General features: G+C 64.5%; 20 protein-coding genes and 1 riboswitch. Of the genes, 7 read left to right on the forward strand and 13 right to left on the reverse strand.

The features are described from left to right. The first annotated feature begins 79 nt into the window (after positions 1–79). From katE to ACMAUO_RS00640, 5 genes are read left to right on the forward strand one after another with little or no spacing between them, the layout of a single operon-like run. The gene (gene katE, locus ACMAUO_RS00620) at positions 80–2,224 is read left to right on the forward strand and encodes a catalase (RefSeq protein WP_420355073.1); all 2,145 of its coding nucleotides are present in this window, start codon (positions 80–82) and stop codon (positions 2,222–2,224) included. Between the two features lie 5 nt (positions 2,225–2,229). Beyond that, positions 2,230–3,351 (forward strand): glycosyltransferase family 2 protein, encoded by a 1,122-nt coding sequence (locus tag ACMAUO_RS00625; RefSeq protein WP_420355074.1) that lies wholly within the window; start codon positions 2,230–2,232, stop codon positions 3,349–3,351. Next, complete coding sequence (locus ACMAUO_RS00630; protein ID WP_420355076.1) at positions 3,348–4,496, forward strand: acyl-CoA dehydrogenase family protein; 1,149 nt, start codon at positions 3,348–3,350, stop codon at positions 4,494–4,496. Before ACMAUO_RS00625 ends, ACMAUO_RS00630 begins: the two co-directional genes overlap by 4 nt. Next, a complete protein-coding gene (locus tag ACMAUO_RS00635) occupies positions 4,490–5,239 on the forward strand; it encodes a PIG-L deacetylase family protein (protein ID WP_420355077.1) in 750 nt (249 codons plus the stop codon). Before ACMAUO_RS00630 ends, ACMAUO_RS00635 begins: the two co-directional genes overlap by 7 nt. Continuing rightward, positions 5,232–5,846, forward strand: a complete 615-nt coding sequence (locus ACMAUO_RS00640; protein WP_420355078.1) for a class I SAM-dependent DNA methyltransferase — start codon at positions 5,232–5,234, stop codon at positions 5,844–5,846. The genes ACMAUO_RS00635 and ACMAUO_RS00640 overlap by 8 nt, the downstream gene beginning before the upstream one ends. Here ACMAUO_RS00640 and ACMAUO_RS00645 read toward each other — a convergent pair. The 6 genes from ACMAUO_RS00645 to ACMAUO_RS00670 all read right to left on the reverse strand — a co-directional run bounded on the left by ACMAUO_RS00645 (position 5,761) and on the right by ACMAUO_RS00670 (position 12,184). Beyond that, complete coding sequence (locus tag ACMAUO_RS00645; RefSeq protein ID WP_420357158.1) at positions 5,761–6,321, reverse strand: hypothetical protein; 561 nt, start codon at positions 6,319–6,321, stop codon at positions 5,761–5,763. The genes ACMAUO_RS00640 and ACMAUO_RS00645 overlap by 86 nt on opposite strands. 45 nt (positions 6,322–6,366) lie before the next feature. Continuing rightward, entirely contained in the window at positions 6,367–7,821 is a 1,455-nt protein-coding gene (locus ACMAUO_RS00650; RefSeq protein WP_420355079.1) for a phosphomannomutase, read from the reverse strand. A 127-nt stretch (positions 7,822–7,948) separates the two neighbouring features. After that, on the reverse strand, positions 7,949–8,353 hold the full coding sequence (locus ACMAUO_RS00655; protein ID WP_420355080.1) for a VOC family protein: 405 nt from the start codon (positions 8,351–8,353) through the stop codon (positions 7,949–7,951). Further along, positions 8,353–8,778 carry a CrcB family protein gene (locus tag ACMAUO_RS00660; RefSeq protein ID WP_420355081.1) on the reverse strand — a complete coding sequence of 142 codons (426 nt, stop codon included), beginning with the start codon at positions 8,776–8,778 and terminating at the stop codon, positions 8,353–8,355. Before ACMAUO_RS00660 ends, ACMAUO_RS00655 begins: the two co-directional genes overlap by 1 nt. Next, complete coding sequence (locus ACMAUO_RS00665) at positions 8,775–9,623, reverse strand: universal stress protein (protein WP_420355082.1); 849 nt, start codon at positions 9,621–9,623, stop codon at positions 8,775–8,777. The genes ACMAUO_RS00660 and ACMAUO_RS00665 overlap by 4 nt, the downstream gene beginning before the upstream one ends. A gap of 129 nt (positions 9,624–9,752) precedes the next feature. After that, positions 9,753–9,834: riboswitch (Fluoride riboswitch) on the reverse strand. Positions 9,835–9,907: 73 nt separating this feature from the next. Beyond that, on the reverse strand, positions 9,908–12,184 hold the full coding sequence (locus ACMAUO_RS00670) for a TonB-dependent receptor (RefSeq protein ID WP_420355084.1): 2,277 nt from the start codon (positions 12,182–12,184) through the stop codon (positions 9,908–9,910). Between the two features lie 593 nt (positions 12,185–12,777). On the opposite strand from ACMAUO_RS00670, the gene ACMAUO_RS00675 reads away from it, so the two are divergent. Continuing rightward, complete coding sequence (locus ACMAUO_RS00675) at positions 12,778–13,560, forward strand: acyltransferase (protein ID WP_420355085.1); 783 nt, start codon at positions 12,778–12,780, stop codon at positions 13,558–13,560. An 84-nt stretch (positions 13,561–13,644) separates the two neighbouring features. On the opposite strand, the gene rfaE1 is transcribed toward ACMAUO_RS00675, so the two are convergent. The 7 genes from rfaE1 to ACMAUO_RS00710 form a co-directional block, all read right to left on the reverse strand. Continuing rightward, a complete protein-coding gene (gene rfaE1 / locus ACMAUO_RS00680; protein WP_420355086.1) occupies positions 13,645–15,078 on the reverse strand; it encodes a D-glycero-beta-D-manno-heptose-7-phosphate kinase in 1,434 nt (477 codons plus the stop codon). A 107-nt stretch (positions 15,079–15,185) separates the two neighbouring features. Further along, on the reverse strand, positions 15,186–16,094 hold the full coding sequence (gene rfbD / locus ACMAUO_RS00685) for a dTDP-4-dehydrorhamnose reductase (protein ID WP_420355087.1): 909 nt from the start codon (positions 16,092–16,094) through the stop codon (positions 15,186–15,188). Continuing rightward, the gene (gene rfbC / locus ACMAUO_RS00690) at positions 16,094–16,645 is read right to left on the reverse strand and encodes a dTDP-4-dehydrorhamnose 3,5-epimerase (RefSeq protein WP_420355088.1); all 552 of its coding nucleotides are present in this window, start codon (positions 16,643–16,645) and stop codon (positions 16,094–16,096) included. The genes rfbD and rfbC overlap by 1 nt, the downstream gene beginning before the upstream one ends. Positions 16,646–16,651: 6 nt before the next feature. Further along, complete coding sequence (locus ACMAUO_RS00695) at positions 16,652–16,774, reverse strand: hypothetical protein (protein ID WP_420355089.1); 123 nt, start codon at positions 16,772–16,774, stop codon at positions 16,652–16,654. After that, positions 16,771–17,841, reverse strand: coding sequence for a dTDP-glucose 4,6-dehydratase (rfbB, locus tag ACMAUO_RS00700; RefSeq protein ID WP_420355090.1), 1,071 nt, complete (start codon positions 17,839–17,841; stop codon positions 16,771–16,773). The genes ACMAUO_RS00695 and rfbB overlap by 4 nt, the downstream gene beginning before the upstream one ends. Before the next feature lie 452 nt (positions 17,842–18,293). Continuing rightward, positions 18,294–20,243 (reverse strand): HAD family hydrolase, encoded by a 1,950-nt coding sequence (locus ACMAUO_RS00705; RefSeq protein ID WP_420355091.1) that lies wholly within the window; start codon positions 20,241–20,243, stop codon positions 18,294–18,296. 396 nt (positions 20,244–20,639) lie between these two features. After that, on the reverse strand, positions 20,640–22,136 hold the full coding sequence (locus tag ACMAUO_RS00710; protein WP_420355092.1) for an LTA synthase family protein: 1,497 nt from the start codon (positions 22,134–22,136) through the stop codon (positions 20,640–20,642). Between the two features lie 142 nt (positions 22,137–22,278). Here ACMAUO_RS00710 and ACMAUO_RS00715 point away from each other — a divergent pair, with 142 nt between their 5' ends. Beyond that, complete coding sequence (locus ACMAUO_RS00715) at positions 22,279–23,466, forward strand: glycosyltransferase family 4 protein (RefSeq protein WP_420355093.1); 1,188 nt, start codon at positions 22,279–22,281, stop codon at positions 23,464–23,466. The last annotated feature ends 96 nt before the right edge of the window (positions 23,467–23,562 follow it).

Here is a 23,562-nt window from a genome sequence, read left to right on the forward strand (position 1 = left end):
ACGATGTCGGGCGTGGCGGTCGATCTCCCGGAACGGCGGTCCCGGCGCCCTGTCTGCAATGGCGGCGAGGAGAGAAATCATGACCATCAAGGGAAAGAAGGCGGGAGCCGTGCCGAAGAAGGCCCCTGATGCGCCGGCCGGGGCCAGCGACGTGGTACAGGGCGCAGGTGGCGAGACGCACCAGGTCGCCGGTGGCGACGTGGCAACGCTGACGACCGCGCAGGGCGCGCCGGTCGCCGACGACCAGAATACGCTGCGTTACGGCCCCCGTGGCCCCGCGCTGATGGAAGATTTCCATTTCCGCGAAAAGATCTTCCATTTCGACCACGAACGCATCCCCGAGCGCGTGGTCCATGCCCGTGGCTATGGCGCGCATGGCTATTTCGAACTCACCGACAGCCTGGCGGACGTGACGCGCGCGGATATCTTCCAGCGCGTCGGCGAACGCACGCCGGCCTTCGTGCGGTTTTCGACCGTCGCGGGCGCCAAGGGCTCGTTCGACCTGGCGCGCGACGTGCGCGGCTTCGCGGTCAAGCTCTACACGCAGGAGGGCAACTGGGACCTGGTCGGCAACAATATCCCGGTCTTCTTCATCCAGGACGCGATCAAGTTCCCCGACATGGTCCACGCGGTGAAACCGGCACCGGACCGCGACTTCCCCCAGGCCCAGTCGGCCCACGACAATTTCTGGGACTTCATATCGCTGACGCCGGAAAGCCTGCACATGATCATGTGGGTCATGTCGGACCGCGCCATTCCGCGCTCCTTCCGCTTCATGGAAGGGTTCGGCGTGCATACCTTCCGCCTGCTCGATGCCCAGGGTCGCTCGACCTTCGTGAAATTCCACTGGAAACCCAAGCTGCGCCTGCAATCGGTGGTCTGGAACGAGGCCGTCAAGATCAACGGCGCCGACCCCGATTTCCACCGCCGCGATCTGTGGAACGCCATCACCAGCGGCGATTTTCCGGAATGGGAACTGGGCGTCCAGCTTTTCGACGAGGCCTTCGCCGAGAATTTCGCCTTCGACGTGCTCGATCCCACCAAGCTGATCCCGGAAGAGGAACTGCCGGTGCGGATCGTCGGCCGGCTGGTGCTCGATCGCGTGGTCGATAATTTCTTCGCCGAGACCGAGCAGGTGGCCTTCTGCACCCAGAACGTGCCGCCGGGGATCGATTTCTCGAACGATCCGCTGCTCCAGGGGCGCAATTTCTCCTATCTCGACACGCAGGTGAAGCGGCTGGGCAGCCCCAATTTCACCCATATCCCCATCAACGCCCCCAAATGCCCGATGGCCCATTTCCAGCAGGATGGGCACATGGCGATGCGCAACCCGATCGGCCGCGCCAATTACGAACCCAATAGCTGGGGCGAAGCGGGCGGCCCGCGCGAAGACCCGGCGCGCGGTTTCCGCAGCTTCGCGGCGGCGGAAGCCGGCCCCAGCAAGGTTCGGCTCCGGCCCGAGAGCTTCGCCGACCATTACAGCCAGGCGCGGCAATTCGTGATCAGCCAGACCCCGATCGAACGGAAACATATCGGCGACGCCATCACCTTCGAACTCAGCAAGGTCGAGCGCCCGGACATCCGCGCCCGCGTCGTCTCCCACCTGCGCCATATCGACGAGGACCTGGCGGCAACCGTCACCAGCGGGCTGGGATTGCCGCTGCCCGAACCGGCAAAGGCGGCCCGGCCCGTCATCGCCGACCTGCCGCCGTCCGACGCGCTGAGCATCGTCCGGAACGGCCCCCACAGCTTCGCCGGCCGCAAGTTCGGCATCCTCCTGACCGATGGTGCGGATGCCGGCCTGTTCGATGCGCTGGTCACGGCGGCTGAAAAGGAAAAGGCGATCTATGAAATCGTCGCGCCCAGGATCGGCGGCGTCACCCTCTCCGATGGCAGGGCCCTGCCGGCACAGCAGAAGATCGACGGCGGCCCCTCCGTGCTGTTCGACGCGGTGGCGGTGATCGCCTCGGCCGATGGGGCGACACTGCTCGCCGGCGACGCAGCGGCCAAGGACTTCGTGACCGACGCCTTCGCCCACTGCAAATTCATCGGCTACGCCGAGGAAGCGATCACGCTGTTCGCGAAAGCCGGCCTGGTCGACGATCTCGACGATGGTTGCATGGTTCTGAAGACGGATGCCGACGTCGATGGCTTCGTAACGGCATGCCATGCCCTTCGCTTCTGGGACCGCGAAGCGAAGGTCGATCTCGACGCCGGAGCGTAACGGTCATGCCCGGTGGGGCGCTCGCCGTCATGCGGCCGGTCTATGCCATCGCCATACCGGCCCGCGACGAGGCAGGGCGCATCCTCCCCTGCCTCGAAGCGTGCCGCGCAGCGATGGCGCGCTGGCCCCAGCCCGGGGTCATCGCGCTGCTGGTCAATAACAGCGGCGACGATACCGCCGCCCGTGCCCTCTCGTGGGCGCGGAGAACCGGCGCGCCGCTCCGGCTGGCGGAATGGCGCTTTCCCGACACAACGGCCCACGCCGGCACCGCGCGCCGCGCCGCCTTCGATTTCGCCCGCGCCCCGCTTGGATCGGGCGGATATCTGCTGACGACGGACGCGGATTCCCGGCCCGACCCGGACTGGGTCCACGCCAGCCTGGCCCCTCTGGCCGCCGGCCGGGCGGCGATGGTGTGCGGCACCATAGAGCTCGATCCGTCGGAATTCGCGCAACTGCCCTCCTGGGCAACCGCCAACGGCGCGGTGGAAGACCTCTACGGCCGCACAGCGCGCGAACTCACCAGCCTGCTCGATCCCGATCCCCTCAATCCCTGGCCTTTTCACGGCACGATATCGGGCGCCAACCTAGCCATGTCGGTGGCCGCCTATGACCGCATCGGCGGCGCGCCGATCGTCCCCCATGGGGAAGATCGCGCATTGGTCCGCCGCTTTCTCGACCACGATCTGCCTGTGCTCTACAGCGATGCCCCGCATGTCGTGACCTCCTGCCGGCTGGAGGGGCGGGCACCGGGCGGCATGGCGGCCACCATCGCCTCCCGCCTCGCCGGCGGCCAACATTGGTGCGACGAGTCCCTGGAGCCCGCGCGGCAGACCTGGTTCCGCGCGCATATACGCGCGCGGCTGCGCAGGACGTTTCGCGACGGCCGGCAACGCGATGCGGCCCTGACCGAGGCGGGATTATCCGCCGAGCAGCGCCGGACCGCACCCGCCTTCACCGGTTTCGGCGCGTTATGGGCATTCGTCGAAACCACCAGCCCCCGCCTCGCACGCCACCGGATGTCGTGGGACGAAATGGTAGCCGAACTCCCCCTTCTCGAAGCGCTTCGCGACGAAGAGGCAGCGGCCGCGACAGGCACGCGCATCCGGCAATCCGGAGAGATCGCATGACCTGCCGTCCCGCCCTCTCGCTCTCCCGGCAATGTCCTGATGCAGCCGGACATGACGCGCTGATGCAGTGGCTGGCAAACCGGGCCGACAGGGCCGAGACGGACCCTGCGGGCCTCGCGCCCGAGATCGACGCCATCCGGCAGGCCGGCCTGCTGGCAGCCTGCCTGCCCGAGACCGAAGGCGGGGAGGGGCTGGGGCTCGGCGCGGAGACCGCGCACGATACATGCACATTGTTGCGGCAACTGGGCCGCGCGAATCTCTCGGTTGCCCGTCTGTTCGAGGGGCATATGAATGCGGTGAAGCTGCTGCATCTGTATGGTGGTCCGGATGTGTGGGAGCACGTTGCGCAGGCGGTCGGGAACGGGGCCCTGCTTGGCGTCTGGGGCGCCGACGGCCCCCATCCGCTTCGCGGCTTCGGTGCCGGCGGCCGCCTGCGGCTTGAGGGCGAGAAAATCTTTGCCTCCGGCCTGGGGCTGGTCCATTTCGCCGTCGTGACCCTGCGTGACGGGAACGACGATGACGGACCATCCCGGCTCGCCCTGGTGGATGTGTCCGATGGTGCGCGCCAGGACCTCTCCGCCTGGAAAGCGTCGGGGATGCGCGCCACGGCCTCGGGCCGCTTCGATTTCACCGGACAGGAGATCGACCCCGGCCACCTCGTCGGCCAGCCGGGAGATTATATGCGCGAGCCGCATTTCGAGGGCGGCATCTGGCGCTATTGCGCGGCCCATCTCGGCGGCGCGGAAGCACTGGTCGATCTCTGGCGCGCGGCCCTGACCAGCCGCGGCCGGCTGGACAACCCGATGCAGCTTGCCCGCTATGCGCGGGCGGTTGCCCTCTGCCATGCCATGGCAAGCCTGCTGCGGGATACGGCCCAGACCGTCGAGGCAGCGGCGGCGAAGCCGCAGGACATGATCGACGAAGCGGTCGCCGGAGCCCTGCTGGCGCGCCAGTTCGTGGAGGAAAGCTGCGTCCAGATCCTCCAGCTTGCGGAAAAATCCCTGGGCACCGCCGCCTATGTCACCGGCACCCCGATCGACCGCACCCGGCGGGACCTGTCGATGTTTCTGCGCCAGGCCGCGCCCGACGCCAAACTGCTCAAGGCGGCCCGTCTGCTGACCGGCGCGCAGGGTGCGCCATGGTAACGCCCTTTGCCGAGGGCGCGATCGTCCGGGCCGGACGACACGCCCCCACCATCGAGATCACGGCGCTGACCGGCCCCGGCAATTTGCTGGTGCTGGCGCCGCACCCCGATGACGAATCGCTGGGCTGCGGCGCCGCCATCGCGGCGGCCAGCCGCGTCGGCAGGGAGGTGCTCGTCGTCGCCCTCACCGATGGCCGGCTGTCGCACCCCCATTCGCGGCTCTTCCCGCCCGACAGGCTGATCGCCCTCCGGCAGGCGGAACTGGCCGAAGCAGTAAGCATCCTGACGCAGGGCACCGGCGAGACATTCATGCTCGGCTTCCCCGACCAGGGCGCCCCCGAAAGCCCGGCCGACCGCGCGGCGGTACGAAACCGGCTGCTGCACCTGATCGACACCCACAATGTAAGCGCCCTCTGGACGACGTGGGAGAAAGACCCGCACCCCGACCACCGCAGCGCCGCCGCGATCGCCCGCGCGGTCGCCCAGGCGCGGCCCGATCTGACATTATGGCGCTATCCGGTCTGGGGCCGTTTCGTCGAGGACGCCCCGCAGGCGGACGATATTCTCCACCGTTTCGACAGCACCCCATTCCAACCCGAAAAGCGCGCGGCCATCGACGCGCACCGCTCCCAGATGACGGCGCTCATTGCCGACGATCCCGATGGGTTCGTCATGGACCCACGGGCCCGCCGCCATTTTCTCGAAAATCCAGAATTGTTCGTTGGAGATGCCGGTCATGTCTGAACGGGCCGCCCGGTTCGACCGGCTCTATGCCGGCGATATCGACCCGTGGAAATTCCGAAGCTCGGCCTATGAGAAAGGCAAATACCGGGCCACCATGGAGGCCCTGCCAAGACCCCGCTACGCCCTCGCGATCGAGGCCGGCTGCTCGATCGGCGAGCTGACGCGGCTGCTCTCCCGGCGCTGCGATCATGTCATCGGCCTCGACGTCTCGTCAGTCGCGCTGGACGCATCGGCGCGCCGTAATGCGGACCGGCCGAACATCACGTTCCGCTGCGGCGAACTGCCGGGAGCCTGGCCCGCCGGGAGCCCGGTCGACCTGATCGTGCTGTCGGAAGTCCTGTATTTCCTCTCGCCGGACGAAATCGAAGACCTCGCGGACCGGATCGCGGCAAACTGGTGCCCCGACGGCCATTGCGTGCTCGTCAATTATCTCGGCCCCACGGCGGAAGCCCTGCAAGGGGCCGAGGCGGCGGATCTCTTCATCTCGGCCATGACGGCGCTGCCCGGCATCCGCTCCACCGTCAGGATGACGAAAGACCGATACCGCCTCGATCTTCTGACGCGCGACATATCGTCGCCAGCATACGCCGCCGGATCAGGCCGCTGACCGGACGAATCAGATACCAGTATGGCGCAAAGCGGCGCTTCGCCCGGGCGGTGACGCAGAAAACACGTGTCTCGGTCACCAGCCTGCGCTTATGGTCCGGGCCGGACTGGAGGGTAAAGCCGAGCGCGAGCTTGCAGACGTCATCATGGCGATCGGCCCGGAAGCTCTCGGGCGAGGGAATCGCGCAAAGCCCATAGTCCGCCTGCCAGAATGCACCGATCAGGCCGTAGACGATCGCCATGTCGTCTCTCCGTTCGAGCAATGTGAAATCGCTGCGATCCAGGGGGCGACCCTGTTTCAGGCCCGATAGCCGGCCCGGCGCTTCTCGCAGTCGGATCGCCATGCGCGTCAACCGGTCATCCTGCGTGCGATAGGCGACGACCGCATCCATGATGCGCCGATCCGACGCGGCGATGTCGATATGATGCCGTTCGCTGAAATCGAAGCGCGGAGAGAACCGATCCAGTGCGTTCATCGTTTCGGCAGACAATATCCATCGCCGCTATTCAACAGCTTTCCTTCAACGCTCTTTCCATACGCTGACGGCGCCGATGCCTGTCTTCAGCAGGTCCGCCGCCCGTTCGGGCGTATCGGCTTCGACATAGACGCGCAGTTCCGGTGCGTTGCCCGAGGGACGCAGGTGGATGATCTCGTTATTGGCGAATGTCATGCGCAGCCCGTCCGTCTGGTCGACATGCGCCAGATCGCCCGGCGCCCCGATGAAGCCCAGCCCCATCGCGCCTTCCGCCGGGTTCCGGCTGAGTTTTTCGATTTCCGCCAGGCTTTGCGCGGTCGGCATGTTCACCAGCCGGTCGCTGAGCGTGAAGCGCGGCGGCAGCGTGGCGACGAGGGCGGCCAGGCTGGTGTTCGCCCGGCGAGCGGCGACCAGGGCGCACAGCATCGGCAGCACGGAATCGCGCGTGGGCAGGGCGTCCAGCGTCCGGCCATCCCGTGCAATGTCGGTGGCCAGCAGGAAGCCGCCATTAGCCTCATAGCCCACCGAGGGCGTAACGCCGGCCTCGGCCGCGTCGGTCATGGCCGCCACGACGAAGGGCGAGCCGATGCGGGTGCGCCGGACATCGCGTGCGAAGCCGCTTTTCTCCAGCGCCGTATTGCTGCTGACCGGCGTGGTCACGGCGGCGGCACCGAGGAAGCGCGCGGCCAGAATGCCCAGCACGTCGCCCCGCAGCCAGTTGCCCTGGGCATCGGCCAGCAGCGGCCGGTCGGAATCCCCATCGGTGGTCAGGATGGCATCCAGCTTGCCGTCCGCCGCCCATTCGCGGGCCAGCACGGCATCCTCGGGGCGCACGGCCTCGGTATCGACGGGGATGAAGCTCGTCGAGCGGCCCAGCGGCACGGCCGTCCCACCCAGCGCCTCGACGATCAGCATCAGCACATCGCGCCCGACGGCGGAATGCTGATAGACCCCCAGCCGCAGCCCGGCCAGCGCGTCAGGACCGAAGAACGCGCGATAGCGCGCGACATAGCCCGGCACGACATCCGTCAGCTCGGGCAGTTCGACGGAGGCGACCAGCGTGCCATCAGCATCGAACCAGCCCTCGGGCAGCGCCACGTCCTGCGTGCGCATGGCCGCTTCGTCGGATTTGAGGAATTCGCCACGCGCGCGGTTGAACTTGATGCCGTTGCGGTCGGCGGGGATATGGCTGCCGGTGACCATCAGCGACGGATAACCCTGCGCGAAGGCATGCAGGCACAGGGCGGGCGTGGGCACATAACCGCAGAAGACCGGCTTGCCCTCCATGTGCTGGATGGCAGCCACGCAGGCCCGCAGGATGCGCGGCGTGCTGGGCCGCAGATCGCCCGCCACCGCGACGGGCGTTCCGGGCGCGAATTCGCCCAGCGCGGCAAGGTGCCGCAGATAGCCGACCGTATAGGCGAAACACACCGCGTCCGTCATCGCGGTGACCAGCCCCCGGGCGCCACTGGTGCCAAAGGCGACCCCGGACTGTTTCATCCAATCGGCTATTTTCATGCGGCATTCTCTCAAAAAACGATAATCCAGACAGGCTTCCGGACCACCCATTTTCGGCAAACGTATGGCGCGGGCCACGTTTCCCTTCATCAATGGCCCTTCTGTACCATCAGCCGGAAAGAGCGTCCATTCCCGGTGCCTGCAACAGCCGGCTCGGCCAGCCGATGCGGACCAGCAGGTCATCCGGGCCGTTGAGGGCGAATTCGTACATGCCCCATTCGGTATGGCGCGGTGCCTTCACCGGGCCGAGAATGGCATCCCCCGCCGCTTCGGCCAGCCGATCGACATGGGGCGTGGACAGATAGACGCCGAACGGGTTCCGCCCGGGCACCACCCATCCGGGCACGGCGGGATGGAGGTGAATCGTCGCACCGTCCTCGTTGGACAGGATGCGGTAATCCCCATCGTCATCGGCCGGTCCGAAAAAACCGAGCCCGTTCCACCAGCGCTCGGCCGCGTCGAGGTCATTGCAGGGAATGATCGCGCTGATGCGGCAGTCAGGGGGCGTATCCATCAGGGTTCTCCGGGTCCGGTTGCGGGGGGCGGTGGGTTGAGCGCCTGGGCGGCAACGTATCCGGCGGTCACGCTGGCCATGCCCAGTGCGATGGAGAGCACGATATTCAGCGCCGCCCGCCCCGGCGCCCCGCCGCGCAGCAGGTCGAGCGTCTGGAGCGTGAAGGATGAAAAGGTGGTGTATCCCCCGCAGATGCCGACCATGAACATCAGCCGGGCGGTATCCGACACCTGGAAGCGCGCATTGCCTAGCGTCAGCGTGCCGAAGAACGCGATGGCGAACGATCCGGACATGTTGATCAGGATCGTGCCCCAGGGAAGGGTCTGGCTGATGCGCGCGGTCGCCAGGCCGACCCAGTAGCGCATCAGGGTTCCGCAGGCACCGGCGAGGGCGATGCCGAGGGTCGTCAACAGGTTGGAGGTCATGCAATAGGGTCTTCGATGCCGTGATGACAGGTGAGGATGGGAAGCGTGGCATGCGCGAACAGGTCGCGCGTCGGGCCGCCGAACAGCCATTCCACAAAACGCGCATGGGTATAGGCGCCCATGATCAGCAGGTCGCCCCCGGCCGCCAGCGCATGCGCGCGGATCTCCTCGCCGAGCCTGTCGCGTGGGACGACGAACCGGTCGATCGTGACGGCAACTCCGCGCGCGATCAATCCCCGGGCCGGCTCCGGCGGCGCTTCGGTTGTGTCATGTTCCGCGCCGATCACGAAGGTGACATGCTCGGCCGCGTCCAGAAGCGGCCGGGCCGCATCCAGTGCCCGATCGAGGGCGGGCGAGGGATGCCATGCGACGACTGGGCGCCGGCCGACTGTGTCATAGGCCTGCAAGGGGGCGATCAGGACCAGCGCCTCGGCATCGTACAGCGCACCGGCCAGAGCCTGCCCGATCTCGTCCCGGTCCTTGGCGCACGGGCGGCTGATGACCACCAGGTCGGCCCTCCGCGCTTCCTGGGCCGCGATCTGGCGGATATCGCCCGCGATCTCGACCCAATTCGCCCGGGCGATCACCGGATGATCGGCCGCACCGATCCATGTCCGGGCGATATCGTGCAGCCGTTCCGCGCGCAGGGCGACCTGCCGGGCGAAGGCGCTACGCTGGGCAGGCGTGGGAATCCCTTCGTCGGGTGCCTGGAAAGCCGGATCGTCCGCGCGCTTGGGATGAAGCAGCCGGATTTCCTGCCCGTTCAGCCGCCGGGCCAGTTCGCCGGCAGCCTGAAGCGTGAACTGGGCGGTCTCCGGCCGGTCCAGAATGGCGAGTATGCGCATCGCGGCCTCTCCCTCAGCGTTTCCGGATAGGGACGATATCTATCCCATCGCGAAAACGGGTGCGAGCAGCGGATGATGCGTATGGATGATGATGCCACATGGACGGATTCCTCCCTTCATGCCCTGTCGGGCCGGGTAGGAATCATCAGCCTCACTGGCGAGGCGGTTCGACCCGGAGCGGGTCAGGCAGAAATCCATTGCCTGACCCGATCAGGCCACCGGGTCCGCCGGTCTGTCAAGTCTGCAGGCTGGCGGCGCGCCTGCGCGTCCGCCAGCCACGCGGGTCAGAAACGCTGTTCGATACCGGTCAGGATGGTCCGGCGCAGGCCATATTGCGGCGCGCCGACCCCGATGCCCGAGCCGCTGCGCAGTTCGTAGCGCTTGTCGAACAGATTGATCACATCCAGCCGCAACTGGGTGCGCTTCAGGAACGGGATATGGAACAGGTCCTGGAACGACTGCACGGCGGAGAGGTTGAAGGTCGCATATTGCGGGATCACCCCGCCATTGGGGATGTCGCTGTCCTGGCGAAGGCCGCTGCCATAGACCATGGTCGCCGACAGGCGCAGCGGATGGCCGGTCCTGTAGAATGCCGTGTAGCTGCCGCCGGCCGACGCCGTCCAGCGCTGGTCATGGTCCAGATGCACCCAGCGATGCTGGATATAGGCCAGATCATCGGGATCGAAATTCCACTGGGCGGTGTTGATGTCCTTGCCGATGGCCCGCGACCAGGAAAAATTGCCGTAGACGCTGAAGGGCCCGTGTTCGTAATTGGTGGCGAATTCATAGCCATGCACCTGCCCGCGCCGGTAATTGAAGGCGGAGAGGATGATCGGCGACCCGAACTGCCCTTCGTCGATCAGGTTCCTGGCCAGCTTCACATAGGCATCGAACGACGCGTGCCACCCGGGCAGGATCTCCTGGGCGAAACCGGCATCGAAATAATGGTCGCGCTCCGCCTTGACGGTCGTGTTCTGGAACGTGGCCGGTGCGGCCGACGTGTTGGCGAATTTGCCAAGCTGCGCGCCACTCAGCAGTTCGAACGGCGGCGGCGTGAAATAGCGCGAGTAGCCGGCATGGAACGTGCCGCCATGCCAGGGCTGGTAGACGATATTGATGCGCGGGCTGACCTGCTTGGAATGGGTATATTCATCCACCCCGTCGAAACGCAGGCCGTAATTGATGGTCAGGTTACGCACCGGGCGCCATTCGTCCTGGGCGTAGAGGCCATACATCCAGCCGGTGCGGCCATTGCCGTCATGGATCGAAACGGGCTGGTCGCCAAACACCGCCTCGCCGTCCTCATCGACGCCGGTCTGCGGATAGACGGTCGAATCCGTCTTGGAAATCGTGCGTTCGACATAGATCTGGTACCCGAAACGCACCGTATGCTGCGCGTTGGCATGCCAGGTCACATCGGTCTGCGAGCCCGACGAGAAGACCGAGCGCTGGGCACGCTGGGCAATGCCGTTATAGACCAGGTCACCCAGCGGGTCCGGCGAATAGCCCAACGAACTGTAGCGGACCACGGCGGAACTCTGCAGGCTGATCGTGCCGATATCCTTCTGCAACGACAGGATGCCGAAATCGGTGATCTGCTTCTGGCGTTCGTTCAGGCTTGCACTGTCCACGCTGCCATACAGGTTCTGCGACAGCGCACTGTCCAGGAAGGACGGATTGGCAAACTGCCTCTGCTGCCCCGGATTGTTCGGAAGCTGGTATTCGGCGTTCGACACGCCGGCTGTCAGGCTGATGCGTGTGTTTTCATCGGCCGTGTAACGCAGATGGCCGAGGAAATGGTACTGGTTGGTCAAGTCGTGCAGGGCATTGAAATCCGGCGTCGGGTTTTCGACCCCCACCCGGTCATGCACGAAATCGGCGGTGGCGAAATAATCCCATTTCCCGGCATGCCCGCCATATTGCAGCGACGGGAAGAAGTAATCGCGCGCGCCGCCATAGATCGACACGGCCCCACCGGGATCGGCGCTGCCGGTCTTGGTCGTGATGTCGATGACGCCGGCTTGCAGGAAGCCATATTCGCTGGGCAGCGCGCCGGTCGTCAGCGACATCGAATGGGCGAAGCGCGTCATCAGCGTCTGGCCGAACACGCTCATGCCCTCGGGCAGTTCCACGCCATCCAGGCGGAACTGCACCTCGTTGTGGTCGCCGCGGATATGGATCTGGCCGTAGCTGTCCTGCGCCACGCCGGGCGCCTGCAACAGCACGGAATTCAGCGGCGCGTTGTCGCCGCCGGGAATGGTTTCGATATCGCGCCGCGTGAAGCGATAGATCGTGGCCCCGGTCGAGGCCTGGAGGGCCGCGCGCGTCACGTCCAGATGCGCATTGACCACGATATGTTCCTCGTTGGTCGCCTCCACGCTCCCGTCTGGCAGCACACGGTCGGTAGAGCGCGTGAACGACGACCGGGACGACGTGTCCTGCTGTGCGGCCGTATCCGTGGCCGGGGTCGCGGCGGAGGCAGGCGAGGACTGATCGGCGGTCTGGGCACGGACGGCCTGCGGAAGGGCAAGTGCGGTTCCGGCAAGCAAGAGGGCGGCCATGCGAAGCGCAGGTCGAGGCGAACTCATTCAGGGCGATCCTGTTCGTATGAAGGCCCTCAAGCTCATACATGGTATGTTATAATGTTGCAATCGATGGTGGTCAGGAAAGCGTCGCGGCGCTGGATATGTTGTATCCATGCAACAGATATGGTCTTCAAATTTCCGGCCAAGGTCCCGAGCCTGCTCGAGAACGGGTTTTCCCGGCAAGGCAAGGGCGACTTATGGCCCACAGGGGGTCAATGACGATCATATGAGAGCCTGTTCGGAAATGCGCGCTGGCGGCGTATCCTCCACGCGTTTCCTGTGCTTCGCGGCGGGCGGCCATCAAGGCTGCTCCGCTCCGATGCTCGGAAACACACGACGGGCGCGGCCCGTTCCAGGCCGCTCTCGCTCACCAGGGCGCATTTCCAAACAGGCTCTGAGGTGTCTCCCAAACGGAACAAATGGGCAAAGTAAAACCGGCCTTTGCCTTCCCAATCACAGTGCACCCGGAAAATGTCGGGAAAGATCGATTAATCGCTCCAACGTGTTGAATGCACGGTTTATATTTTCAATTAAACAGCATATATCTGTAATTTCCGCAGGGGAATAAAATGACTGAATTCGAAGGAGCTTACTCGGTCCACACGGACCATGCAGATCTACTCAATTTCGGCATAAAATGCATCCACACCGAGTGCGAATCAAACAAAATATACTTGGACAAAAATTTATTAAAAGAAAATAAACCACAAAAACTGAATATATATTTCTCGGGAGAGAACAATTCCGTCACCTTGATAGGAAATAATTTACCGCAAGGTTCCATATCGTTTATAGGAAATAATTCAAATGTAGTGATAAATAGAGAAAACGATGTAAATCTGAGAGTTTTCTTATATGAAAATTCCAATCTTCACATAGAGAAATGTTTTTCTATATTTGGTCTTTTTGCATCCATATATGCAGGAACGACCCTCAGAATCCGAGAAAATTGCCTGATCGCGGACAACGTGAAGATTTGGACGTTCGACCATCATGCGGTCATTGATCTGAAGACGATGAAGCAGCGTAATTTTCCACAAGATGTCGATATCGGCCCTCATGTCTGGATCGGTGAATCCGTGCAAATTCTGAAGGGTACCCGGATCAAGGCAGGCTCAATCATTTCGGCCGGCGCTGTCGTGCGTGGTCTGATTCCTTCGCGAGAGTTATGGGGCGGGAACCCCGCCCGGCGCATTCGTCGCGAAATGTCTTGGACACCGTCGCACCCAGCCAATAGTCATGATTTGGATGTCATGTTGTCGTCAATATCGACCCATAAAACACGTTGGTTTCTATTAAAAAAACAAATAAGGAAACACATGAATAAAATATTGAAACTCCGTTCGAAATGAATGTTCCGGAGCCTGGCCGAAAATGAAGCCTGGCGAGCGAGAGCGTGCCTGGGGGGCGTGTCCGTCGCCTCCAAAGGAACTTCTTTAGCCCGGCTGCATTTTCCGCACGATCGAAGTCGTCGAACGCCCCTGGATGAGATCGACGAGAACCACCGATCCGCCATAGGATTTCACTACATCCCCGCCCACGACTTCATGTTCCTGATAGTCGCTGCCCTTGACGATGACATCGGGCCGCAGGGCGCGGATCGTTTCCAGCGGCGTGTCCTCGTCGAAGATCACGACCAGATCCACGTCGCGCAGGGCCCCGATGACGGTTGCGCGGGCCTGTTCGTCCTGAAGCGGCCGCGCGGGGCCTTTCAGGCGGGCGACGGACGCATCGCTGTTGATGGCCACCACCAGCTTGTCCCCCTGCCGCGCCGCCGCGCGGATAAGGGAGATATGGCCGGGATGGATCAGGTCGAAACAGCCATTGGTAAAGACGATGCGCGCGCCGTGATGCCGCCATCCCTCGGTCAGGGCGCGGGCGCGGTCGATCGAGACCAGCGCGCCGTCCTCGCGCATTTCGGCACTCAGGGCGGCACTGAGTTCGTGACGGGTCACGGTGGCGGTGCCGAGCTTGCCGACGACGATGGAGGCGGCACAGGTCGCGATCACGATCGCGGTTTCCAGGTCCTGGCCAGCCGACAGCACGCTCGCGATCGTCGCCACCACGGTATCGCCGGCGCCCGAGACGTCATAGACCTCGGACTTGCGCGCGCGGGCATGGGTCACCCGTCCATCCCGCCGCACCAGGGTCATGCCTTCTTCCGAGCGCGTCACCAGCACGTCGCCGCCGAACTGGCCGGAAACGTCGCGGGCGGCACGCTCGATGTCCGCGTCGCTGCCCAGGGAAAGCCCGGTCGCAACGGCGACTTCGCCCCGATTGGGCGTCACCAGCGAGGCTCCGCGATAGGCGGCGAAATCCTTGCGCTTGGGGTCGACGATCACCGGCACGCCAAGCTGGCGCGCATGGCCGATCACGGCTTCCAGCACGTCGTCGCAGAGCACGCCCTTGGCGTAATCGGAACAGATCAGCACGTCGGCGCGCCCGATCGCCCGGCAGGCGGCGTCGATCAGGCGGGTCCGGGTCTCCTGCGCGATGGGCTCGATAAACTCCTCGTCGATCCGCACGATCTGCTGCCGGCCGCTGATGACGCGGGTCTTGGTGATCGTCGTCCAGGCAGGGTCGGCCACGATCCCGGAGAGGTCAATATTCCGGTTTCCCGACAGCGTCGTCTTCAGCGTGTCGGCGGGGGCGTCGCATCCCACAAGGCCGATCAACTCTACCGTGCAGCCCAGGGTGGCGGCATTCATCGCGACATTGGCGGCTCCGCCCGGCACGGCGGTATGATGGGCGCGCAGCAGGACCGGCACCGGGGCCTCGGGTGAAATCCTGCCCACGGAGCCGTTGATGTAGCAGTCGAGCACCAGGTCACCGAGAACGGCAACGCGGCCAAAATTGAAGTTTTCGATCATGATACGCCAGAATCTTGCAATTGGTCCGGGCCGCCCCGCATGCGGTGCTTCGGGCCGATTGTTAGTCCATAATGGCCACGACCGCCATGGCCGGCCATGGCGGCGCATCAGGCCGCGGGTGCTGCCATCAATCGTGCGACGCTGCGCGCAACGCCATCGCGCCAGTCGGGCAGGCGGATGCCGAACACATCATGCAGGCGGGTGCAGTCCAGGCGCGAGTCCCGCGGCCGGACGGCCGGGGTCGGCCAGTCGGCAGTCGCGATGGCCAGAACCTCCGGCATCGGCTGGCCTGCTTTTGCGGCGTTGCGCAATGCAGCGACCGCCAGCCCGTGCCAGGTCGTCTCCCCGCTGCCGACGGCATGGAACAGGCCGGCATAGTCATCGTGCCAGCCCTCGCGCCCGATCCTGTCGATGATGGCCAGGATGGCGTCCGCCAGGTCGTCGGCGCTGGTCGGGTTGCCATGCTGGTCGCCCACCACCCGCAGGACCGGGTTCTTCGCCCCGGCATTCAGCATGGTGCGCACGAAATTCCGGCCATGGGGCGAATAGACCCAGGCGGTCCGCAGGATAATCGCCCGGTCATGGGCGGCCAGGATCGCGCGCTCGCCCTCCGCCTTGCTGCGCCCGTACACGGTGCGCGGCGAGATCAGGTCGGTCTCGACATAAGGCGCGCCCTTGGTGCCGTCGAACACATAGTCGGTCGAGACATGGATCAGCGGAATGCCGCGTTCGGCACAGAGCCGGGCCAGCAGGGCAGGGCCGTCGCGATTGGCGCGCGCGGCCCCTTCGGGGTCGCTTTCGGCCGCATCCACCGCCGTCCAGGCGGCCGCGTTCACGACCAGGGCAGGGGAGAGCGCGGCAAAAGCCGCCGCCAGCGTCTCCGGCCGGTCGAAATCAATGTCCGGCCGTCCGAGACAATGGATGTCGGATCGGCCGGCGCGGGCCAGCGCGGTGGCCAACTGGCCGGAACGGCCGACGACCAGAATCGGAGAAAACCGGGCCGGGGCCGCGCGCATCAGAACCAGTCCCGCACCGTGGAAAAGGTCGGGGCCTCGGCATCCTTGTCGGACAGGATCGCCTCCCCGGGCGCCACCGGCCAGGCAATCGCCAGTTCCGGCGAATCCCAGCGCACCGAGCGTTCGCTGTCACGGTCCCACAGATCGGTGCATTTATACTGCACCTCCACGTCCTCGCTCAGGGTGCAGAACCCATGCAGGAAACCGGCCGGCATCCATAATTGCGCTCCGTTCTCCGCGCTGAGTTCGGCTGCGACCCATTTGCCGAAGCTGGGCGAATCCTGCCGGGCGTCAACCGCCACATCCCAGATCGCGCCGCGCGTGCAGCGCACCAGCTTGCCCTGGGGGTGTGGGGCTAGCTGGCAATGCAGCCCCCGGATCACGCCGCGCTGGCGCGACAGGCTGTGATTGTCCTGCACGAAAGGCGGCGTGATGCCGGCCTCGGCCATCGCGCGGATATTGTAGGTTTCGCAGAAAAAACCCCGTGCGTCCGCGAAACGGCGCGGGGTCAGCAGCAGGATGTCGGGAATGGCCAGGCGTTCGATCTGCATCGGTCTCTACCACGCTCCGTCCGGTGTCGGCACAGGCAGCGGGTCATGGATCACCAGGGTGTGACGGTCCGGCAGCCGCCGCGTGCCCGATTCGCCGGCCGTCGCCGGCTTTGCTGCGATCGTCGTCATGGAGCGCCCGTCATCGTCGCCATGCCCAGGCGTTTCGTGCTGTCATGCCGGGCCTGGAGCGCGGTCCACCAGTCCTCATGCTCCAGATACCATTGCACGGTGCGGCGCAGGCCGGTTTCGAAATCATGGCGCGGGCGCCAGCCCAGCGCCGCCTCGGCGTGCGACGGGTCGATCTCGTAGCGGAAATCATGGCCCGGCCGGTCGGGGACGTATCGGATCAGCCGCGCGTGGGGCCCCGCCGGGTCGGGGCGCAGCTCATCCAGAAGCGCGCAGATGGCGCGGACGACTTGCAGGTTGGTGCGCGGCTGGCGGGCGCCGATGGCGTAGGTCTCGCCGGGCTGCCCGCGTTCCACCGCCAGCACCAGGGCTTCGGCGTGGTCGTCGACGAACAGCCAGTCGCGCATGTTGCCGCCATTGCCGTAAACGGGCAGGGGCCGCCCGGCTATGGCATTGATCGTGACCAGCGGGATCAGTTTCTCGGGAAAATGCCAGAAGCCGTAATTGTTGGTCGTGTTGGTGACGAAGGTCGGCAGCCCGTAAGTGTGCTGCCACGCCCGCACCAGATGGTCCGAGGCCGCCTTGGACGCCGAATAAGGGCTGCGCGGGTCATACGGCGTGGCCTCGGTAAAGGGCGGATCGCCCGGCAGCAGCGTCCCGAAAACCTCGTCGGTCGAGATGTGATGGAAGCGGAACGCGGCCCGCCGTGCCACATCCAGTGCCGACCAGTAATCCCGCGCCGCGTCCAGCAGGGTGAAATTGCCCAGCACGTTGGTCGTCATGAACACGCCGGGGCCGTCGATCGAGCGGTCGACATGGCTTTCGGCGGCCAGATGCATCACCGCCTCCGGCTGATGGGCGGCAAAGATCGCCCGCATCGCCGCGCCGTCGGTAATGTCGGCCTGTATATGCCGATAGCGCGGGTTCGCAACCACCTGGGCCGTGGAGTCCCGCGTGGCGGCATAGGTCATGGCATCGACATTCACCACGGAATGGCAGGTCGCCCCGATGAGATGTCGCACCACCGCCGAGCCGATAAAGCCGCATCCACCTGTTACGAGTATGCGCACAGTCGTTCCTCGTTCTCTGGTATAACGATGCTACAATAAAAAGACATAAAGCAAGAAAATGAACACCATTCAATAATTTATTTGTTTAAATTTATCGTTCTTCTTTATTATTTATTTAACTTCTTTATGCCTGATCGCCTGACCTGAAATGCGCGCTGGATCGCCGCCAGTGCGCATTTCAGGTCAGGCTTCGACGGCTTCATGTCTCGCGGCGGCGGAACCGGCAGCCATGGCGACGCCCGCACACGGTCAGGCAGCCGGCGGCCCGCGCCCGAAGGCGACGCGCTCGCGTCATCCTAATGCTGAAAGAAAACGTCGCCCGGAGCCGGAACCTCGAAACAAATCGAGGATAGGCGAACCGGCCTCAAGACGCAGGCGCAACACCGGCTTGCCGGCCGTTCCATGGGGCCAGCAGCACAGAAATCAGTCTTGCTCCCGGGGGAGGGAACGGGTCAACGTCGGCTTAATTTGCGTCGCAGCACGCGCCTGGCCGTCGCCCAGGTCAGCCTGAACCCGTTCTGGCGCAGCGAAATCATGCCGAGGCGCATATAGTCTTTCCATCGCGACTGCTGTTGCCTCTGCTGGTAATGCGTTCCGCCCGTCTGCCAGAATGTGCCGACGGTCGCGAACCCGGAGGCGCCGAGTTCCCGATTATGGGGCAGGATCGCCAGCCCGTGATATTCATGCTCAGTCGGATGATTGACGAGAGAATCAAAAAGGACAAACAGTCCCTTCTGAAGTTCCTCCATGGGCATCACATCTATGAAGGGCTTGATGAAATCGGCGAAATCTTCAATCTGCTCGTGCATCTTGCAGATAAACGCACGTCTCACGAGGTCATATTGTTCCGCCTGCTGGATCGGAACAGGGCGCACCCCGCTCGGGCTCTTCGCGTCGGGCTCGAAACGGCAGATCTGCAGGTTCGTGGAAGAGAAAGGAAGTTCCAGAAGTTCCACGCCACGCTCGGCGATCGTGACCCATGCCTTTTCCTCCCCCTTGTGGAACAGGAATTCACGAATGTGTTCGTGCAGATACGCATGGTCCAGAGACCCGATATAATAGCCCCTGAATGTTTCGCCCAGCATCCGCTCCATGCGCCGCTGCGACGACAGGGCCCACCCGCAATCGACGAAGGCATCGCAAGCCGGGTCGAAACCCTCGGCTTTCAGATATTGCTCGTATGCTTCCTTTTCCTTCTTCGCGATGCTCTTCAGCCGGCTGGAGCTGTTCTTCAGGGCGTTCAGCGCGGCCTTCGCCCTCATCGGCGTATCGATGGGGCGGTCGAGAGCCACGAAGCGCTTGAGCACCTTCAGCAACTCTGCCGAATCTTCTCCCAGGTCCAGCCGCTCGATGCACTCCTGCATGGTGCAGGTCGTACCCGTGTTGAGCAGCGAGGCAATTTCCTTTTCGAACGCGCTATACAGGGCGGGCATCATCGTCAGCCGCCGGGAACTATGCAGGATCGACGCGGCGTTCGGGTCGAAGCCCAGGCGTTCCCAGACAGATTTGGTGATATATCCGTCCCGCGTCGCCAGCCACAGGTGCCGGACGTTATCGACCCTCTGCATGGTATTCAGCCAGATCGCGAAACCGGACACCAGCGGGCCGCCATACATGCCCCCGAAATGTTCAGCCATGGAAGCCATCGGCTGTTCGGCCTTGAACCGCGCCAGATAGGCCAGAACGACCGATGCAAAAAGGTTCTTCTTGCTCGAACTTTTTGAGACGGCGGCCTCATGCAACTGGGATATTGCCCGCTGGTTGAAGCGATGATCCTGACAGAGCTGGCTGCCGATGGACGGAAGGAAATAGCCCGCCACCCCCGCTTCGAGCGCCGCGGAACCGTCGGAATGAAAATTGTCGCCGAAATGAAGGATCTGTCCGGGGGCAACCTTCATCTCCCGGGCGGCGATGCCGTACAGATCGCCTTCATGCTTGGACGCATGATGTTCGCAGGAGACGAAGATACGATCGGCCCTGAAGCCGTTCTGCGCCAGAAAACGACCGATCACCGCCGATGAGTGATACATGTCCGAGATGGCTATGATCGTCTTGCCCATGCTGACGGCCAGGTCGTACAGGGCGCCGACACGCGGCGAGCGTGTCAGGAACGCCGCTTCGATCTCGATCTCGCGGCCCATCAGTTCGGCCTTGCCGCCCGCGGTCAACGATTTCCCGCGGATCTGCAACGCATCATAGATCTGTGACAGGGTGACTTCGTTGGTTTTCGATGCCGCATACATCGCCGAGCGCGCATCCTGCTCCGCTATGATCCGCGCATCATGAAATCCCGCAATCCCCGTCTGGCGTTCCATGAACAGGAAAACGTCGGTCGGCTGAAACACGGGGCGAACCAGAAGCGTATCGAAGACGTCAAACGATACGATATCGACATTTTTCAAAAGTTCGGAAAAATATTCCGTGTTGAATCTATCTACGTACTCGAAACCATTGGAATTTCCGGAATTCCTATTCTCATCGATGCTCAGGCTATCAACGAAAATATTATTCATAACCGATCTCCGAAGGACCGTATTTAACAACGGTATATATGTCTCTATCCATACAGCAGATAGCTTGGACTATTCGATGCGCGACAGGGCGGCGTCCATCCCGGGGCGCTCCATCGCCGGCCGGATTCCACCCCGCGTCATCCATGCGCCGGGCCGGCGGCATGCCGCCAGGCGGAAGATAACGGACAATGACGGCGCGTGTCGGCTGCATGTGCCTGAAACAGCTGCGGTCACGCCGAGTTGCATGCCGCACATGCTCGGCAGGGCGGAAAGCCCGGTTCCGTCTTACCGGCCGGCCATGGCGCGCGGTAGGGGGGTATGGTTCCTCAGGCATCCGGCAAGCTCCCGGCCAAGCTGATCGACGCGGATATCCTGCCGTGGGCCGGCAGCGTGCGTGCGGTCGAGAATGAAATAATCGGTCGAGGCGCCGATATGCGCGCCATCGTTCAGCAGGACCGGCAGGCTGGGCTGGTGGTCGCCATAAAGCGCGAAGATGCCGCCCTCCTCGTTCAGCCATCGGGAACCGGCCAGTTGGCCGATCATCCGGTCGGTGCCCATCAGGCTGTCCAAATAGCCGCCCAGCATGGGCGCGAACGGGCTCTCGGTCCTGGCCTGCGCCGACCACGGGCCATGATTGGCGACCGTGATGGCGAACAGGAAGACGGGCCGCGTCTCGCGGGCGATGAAATCGTTGATCCAGTCGCCCAGCACTTCGTCGGGCACCAGCTCGCCGTGCCGGGATTCGAACGCCTCGCCGCCGATGAAGTGATCGAAGCCCAGGTTGGGCATGACCTTGTGCCGGCCATAGAACCGGCGGTCGTATGGGTGCACGCACACGGTCAGGTAGCCGGCCTGCCGCATGCGCGCCGCCAGCGTGTCCAGCGGCCGGCGCGCGAAGGAATAATAGGGGTTGAACCGGTCCAGCCCCAGGTCGGCCGGGGTGGCGCCGCTGATGGCCGCGAATTCGCTGCGGGTGGTATTGGCCCCCCACGAATCGACATCGAGGCGCCCATGGCGCCACGCCTGGGCGCGGCAGGCCTGGTAATCCGTCAGGGGCGATGGCAGGGCCGGGTCCAGCCTGCCGATATCGAAGAAGGATTCGGCCTGCACCAGCACCACCGGCGGCTTGTCCGGCGGCACGGTCACGATGCCGAAGCTACACGCGGCCTGGCGTGCCGGGCGCTCCTGGCGCGAGCACACGGTATGGGCTGCGAAACTGCCCAGCATGCCCAGCTTTTCGGCATCCTCCACCGGGTCGCCGGTGGGCCGCAGCAGGCGGATCACGCTGGCCATGACATTCAGCGACGGCCGCCAGAAATAGGCGGCGATCGGCACGATCAGCAACAGCGCCCCGATCAGCCGCGACAGGGCCGGGTCGCCCGGCATGGCCGGGGGCTCGATGGAAAACAGCGCCGCCGTCGCGCCCACCAGCAGCCCGCCGATCCCGTAGAAGATCGCGGGGTGGACATAGGGCAGGTAGAAGCGCGGATGGGTGAAGACCAGCAGCAGTTCGCTGGCATCGGCAAACACGATCGGCTCGCGCAGCACCGCCCGCTTGGTATGGTCGGCCAGCAGCAACCCTGCCGCCAGCACCACCCATAGCAACGCCGACGAGGCCGGGCGCTGCGTCAGCAGCGCCAGCGAAAGCCATAATATGAGCGCGACCGCCACATCGGGCAGATCGTTCCAGAGCGGCCGGAACGGCCTGCCGCTCGTGATCCGCAGGATGACAAGCGCCACGACCGCAAGGCCCGATACGGCGGCGATAGCCCAACCGTACATCCTATTCCCCCGTTTTCTGCGCGCGGCGCGGTGCGGTCATCTGTCGCGTCTGGGCAGTCGGAAGCGTGCTTGGCAAATTTCGGTTCTCGTCGCGCGGGGATCGATGGGGCATGTCTCATACCGGGAAGAAGGAGCTTTTGCCATGCCGATGATCTGGCTGGATGCCCGGAATGTGAACCGGGCTGGTGGCACTGGTGTGGCACGCTATGCGGAAATGATCGCGGAATGCCTGGCCGGCGCGGGCATGAAGCCGACCTGCCTCACCGATTACGCCCCTGGTCAGGCCCCCGCCAACCCGCACACGCCGGGCCGCCAGATATGGCGCCGGCTGCAAAGCCTGCGCCCGCATTACCGCGCGGCCCTGCGCGGGGCGGGCGAGGGGGTGGGGCAGGGGCCCTGCGGGGCGCCATGGGCTGTCTGTCCCGACATCTTCCGCATCGCCCACGTCAAATTCACGCATCAGGGCACCCTGGCGCGGGTCCGGACGGCCGCGCCGCCGGACATCATGCACTGGACCTACCCCCTGCCGATCCGGCTGGAAGGCGCGCGCAACGTGGTCACGGTCCACGATGCCGTGCCGCTGACCCATCCGGACCTGACGGGAATCGACCCCGACCGTTTCCGGCGCCTGATGGCGCGCCTGGCCGAGAGCGCCGATATGATCGTAACGGTGTCCGAAACAGCCCGGCAGGACATCATCACGCATTGCGGCATCGCCCCGTCCCGCATCCACAATCTGTACCAGGCCGTGACGTTCTCCGACGAGGAACTGCGGCAGGCACGCGCCGCCCGGCCGCCGGCCCCGCCGGGCTATTTCGTGCATGTCGGCCGGGTCGAGCGACGCAAGAACATCTGCCGCCTGGTCGCCGCCCATGCGCGCAGCGGCACGCGCCGCCCGCTGGTCCTGATCGGCCCCGATGGTGACGACAGGCCCGATTACGCGCCGTTCGTCGGCGACGTGCCGGTCATCCGCCTGCCCTGGAGCGATCGCGCCACCCTGATCAGGACGATGCAGGACGCCCATGCCCTGCTGTTTCCCTCCCTGGCCGAAGGATTCGGCCTGCCGATCGTCGAGGCGATGGCCCTGGGCACCCCGGTTCTGACCGCGCGGGGCGGCGCGACCGGCGAGATCGCCACGGCAGACGCCGCCATCCTGGTCGATCCGCTCGATGTCTCCGCCATCGCCGAGGGGATCCGCCTGCTGGATGGCTGGGGCGAGAACGATCCGGCCCGTCTGGCGCTGATAGCCAGGGGGGCAGCACGCGCCGCCCGGTTTACGCCCGATGCCTATCTCGACCGGCTGCGCGGGTTTTACGATTCGCTGATGTGATGCGCGCCGTGGTGGCCTGTCCATGCCGGGCAGCATGTGTATAGAGCGGACCCTGTTTGAACATGTGCGTTCGAACAGGCGAAGATGCTCGTAAAA

Origin of the sequence: Gluconacetobacter brunescens (assembly GCF_048695475.1) — a bacterium.
In the GTDB taxonomy this organism is placed as follows: domain Bacteria; phylum Pseudomonadota; class Alphaproteobacteria; order Acetobacterales; family Acetobacteraceae; genus Gluconacetobacter.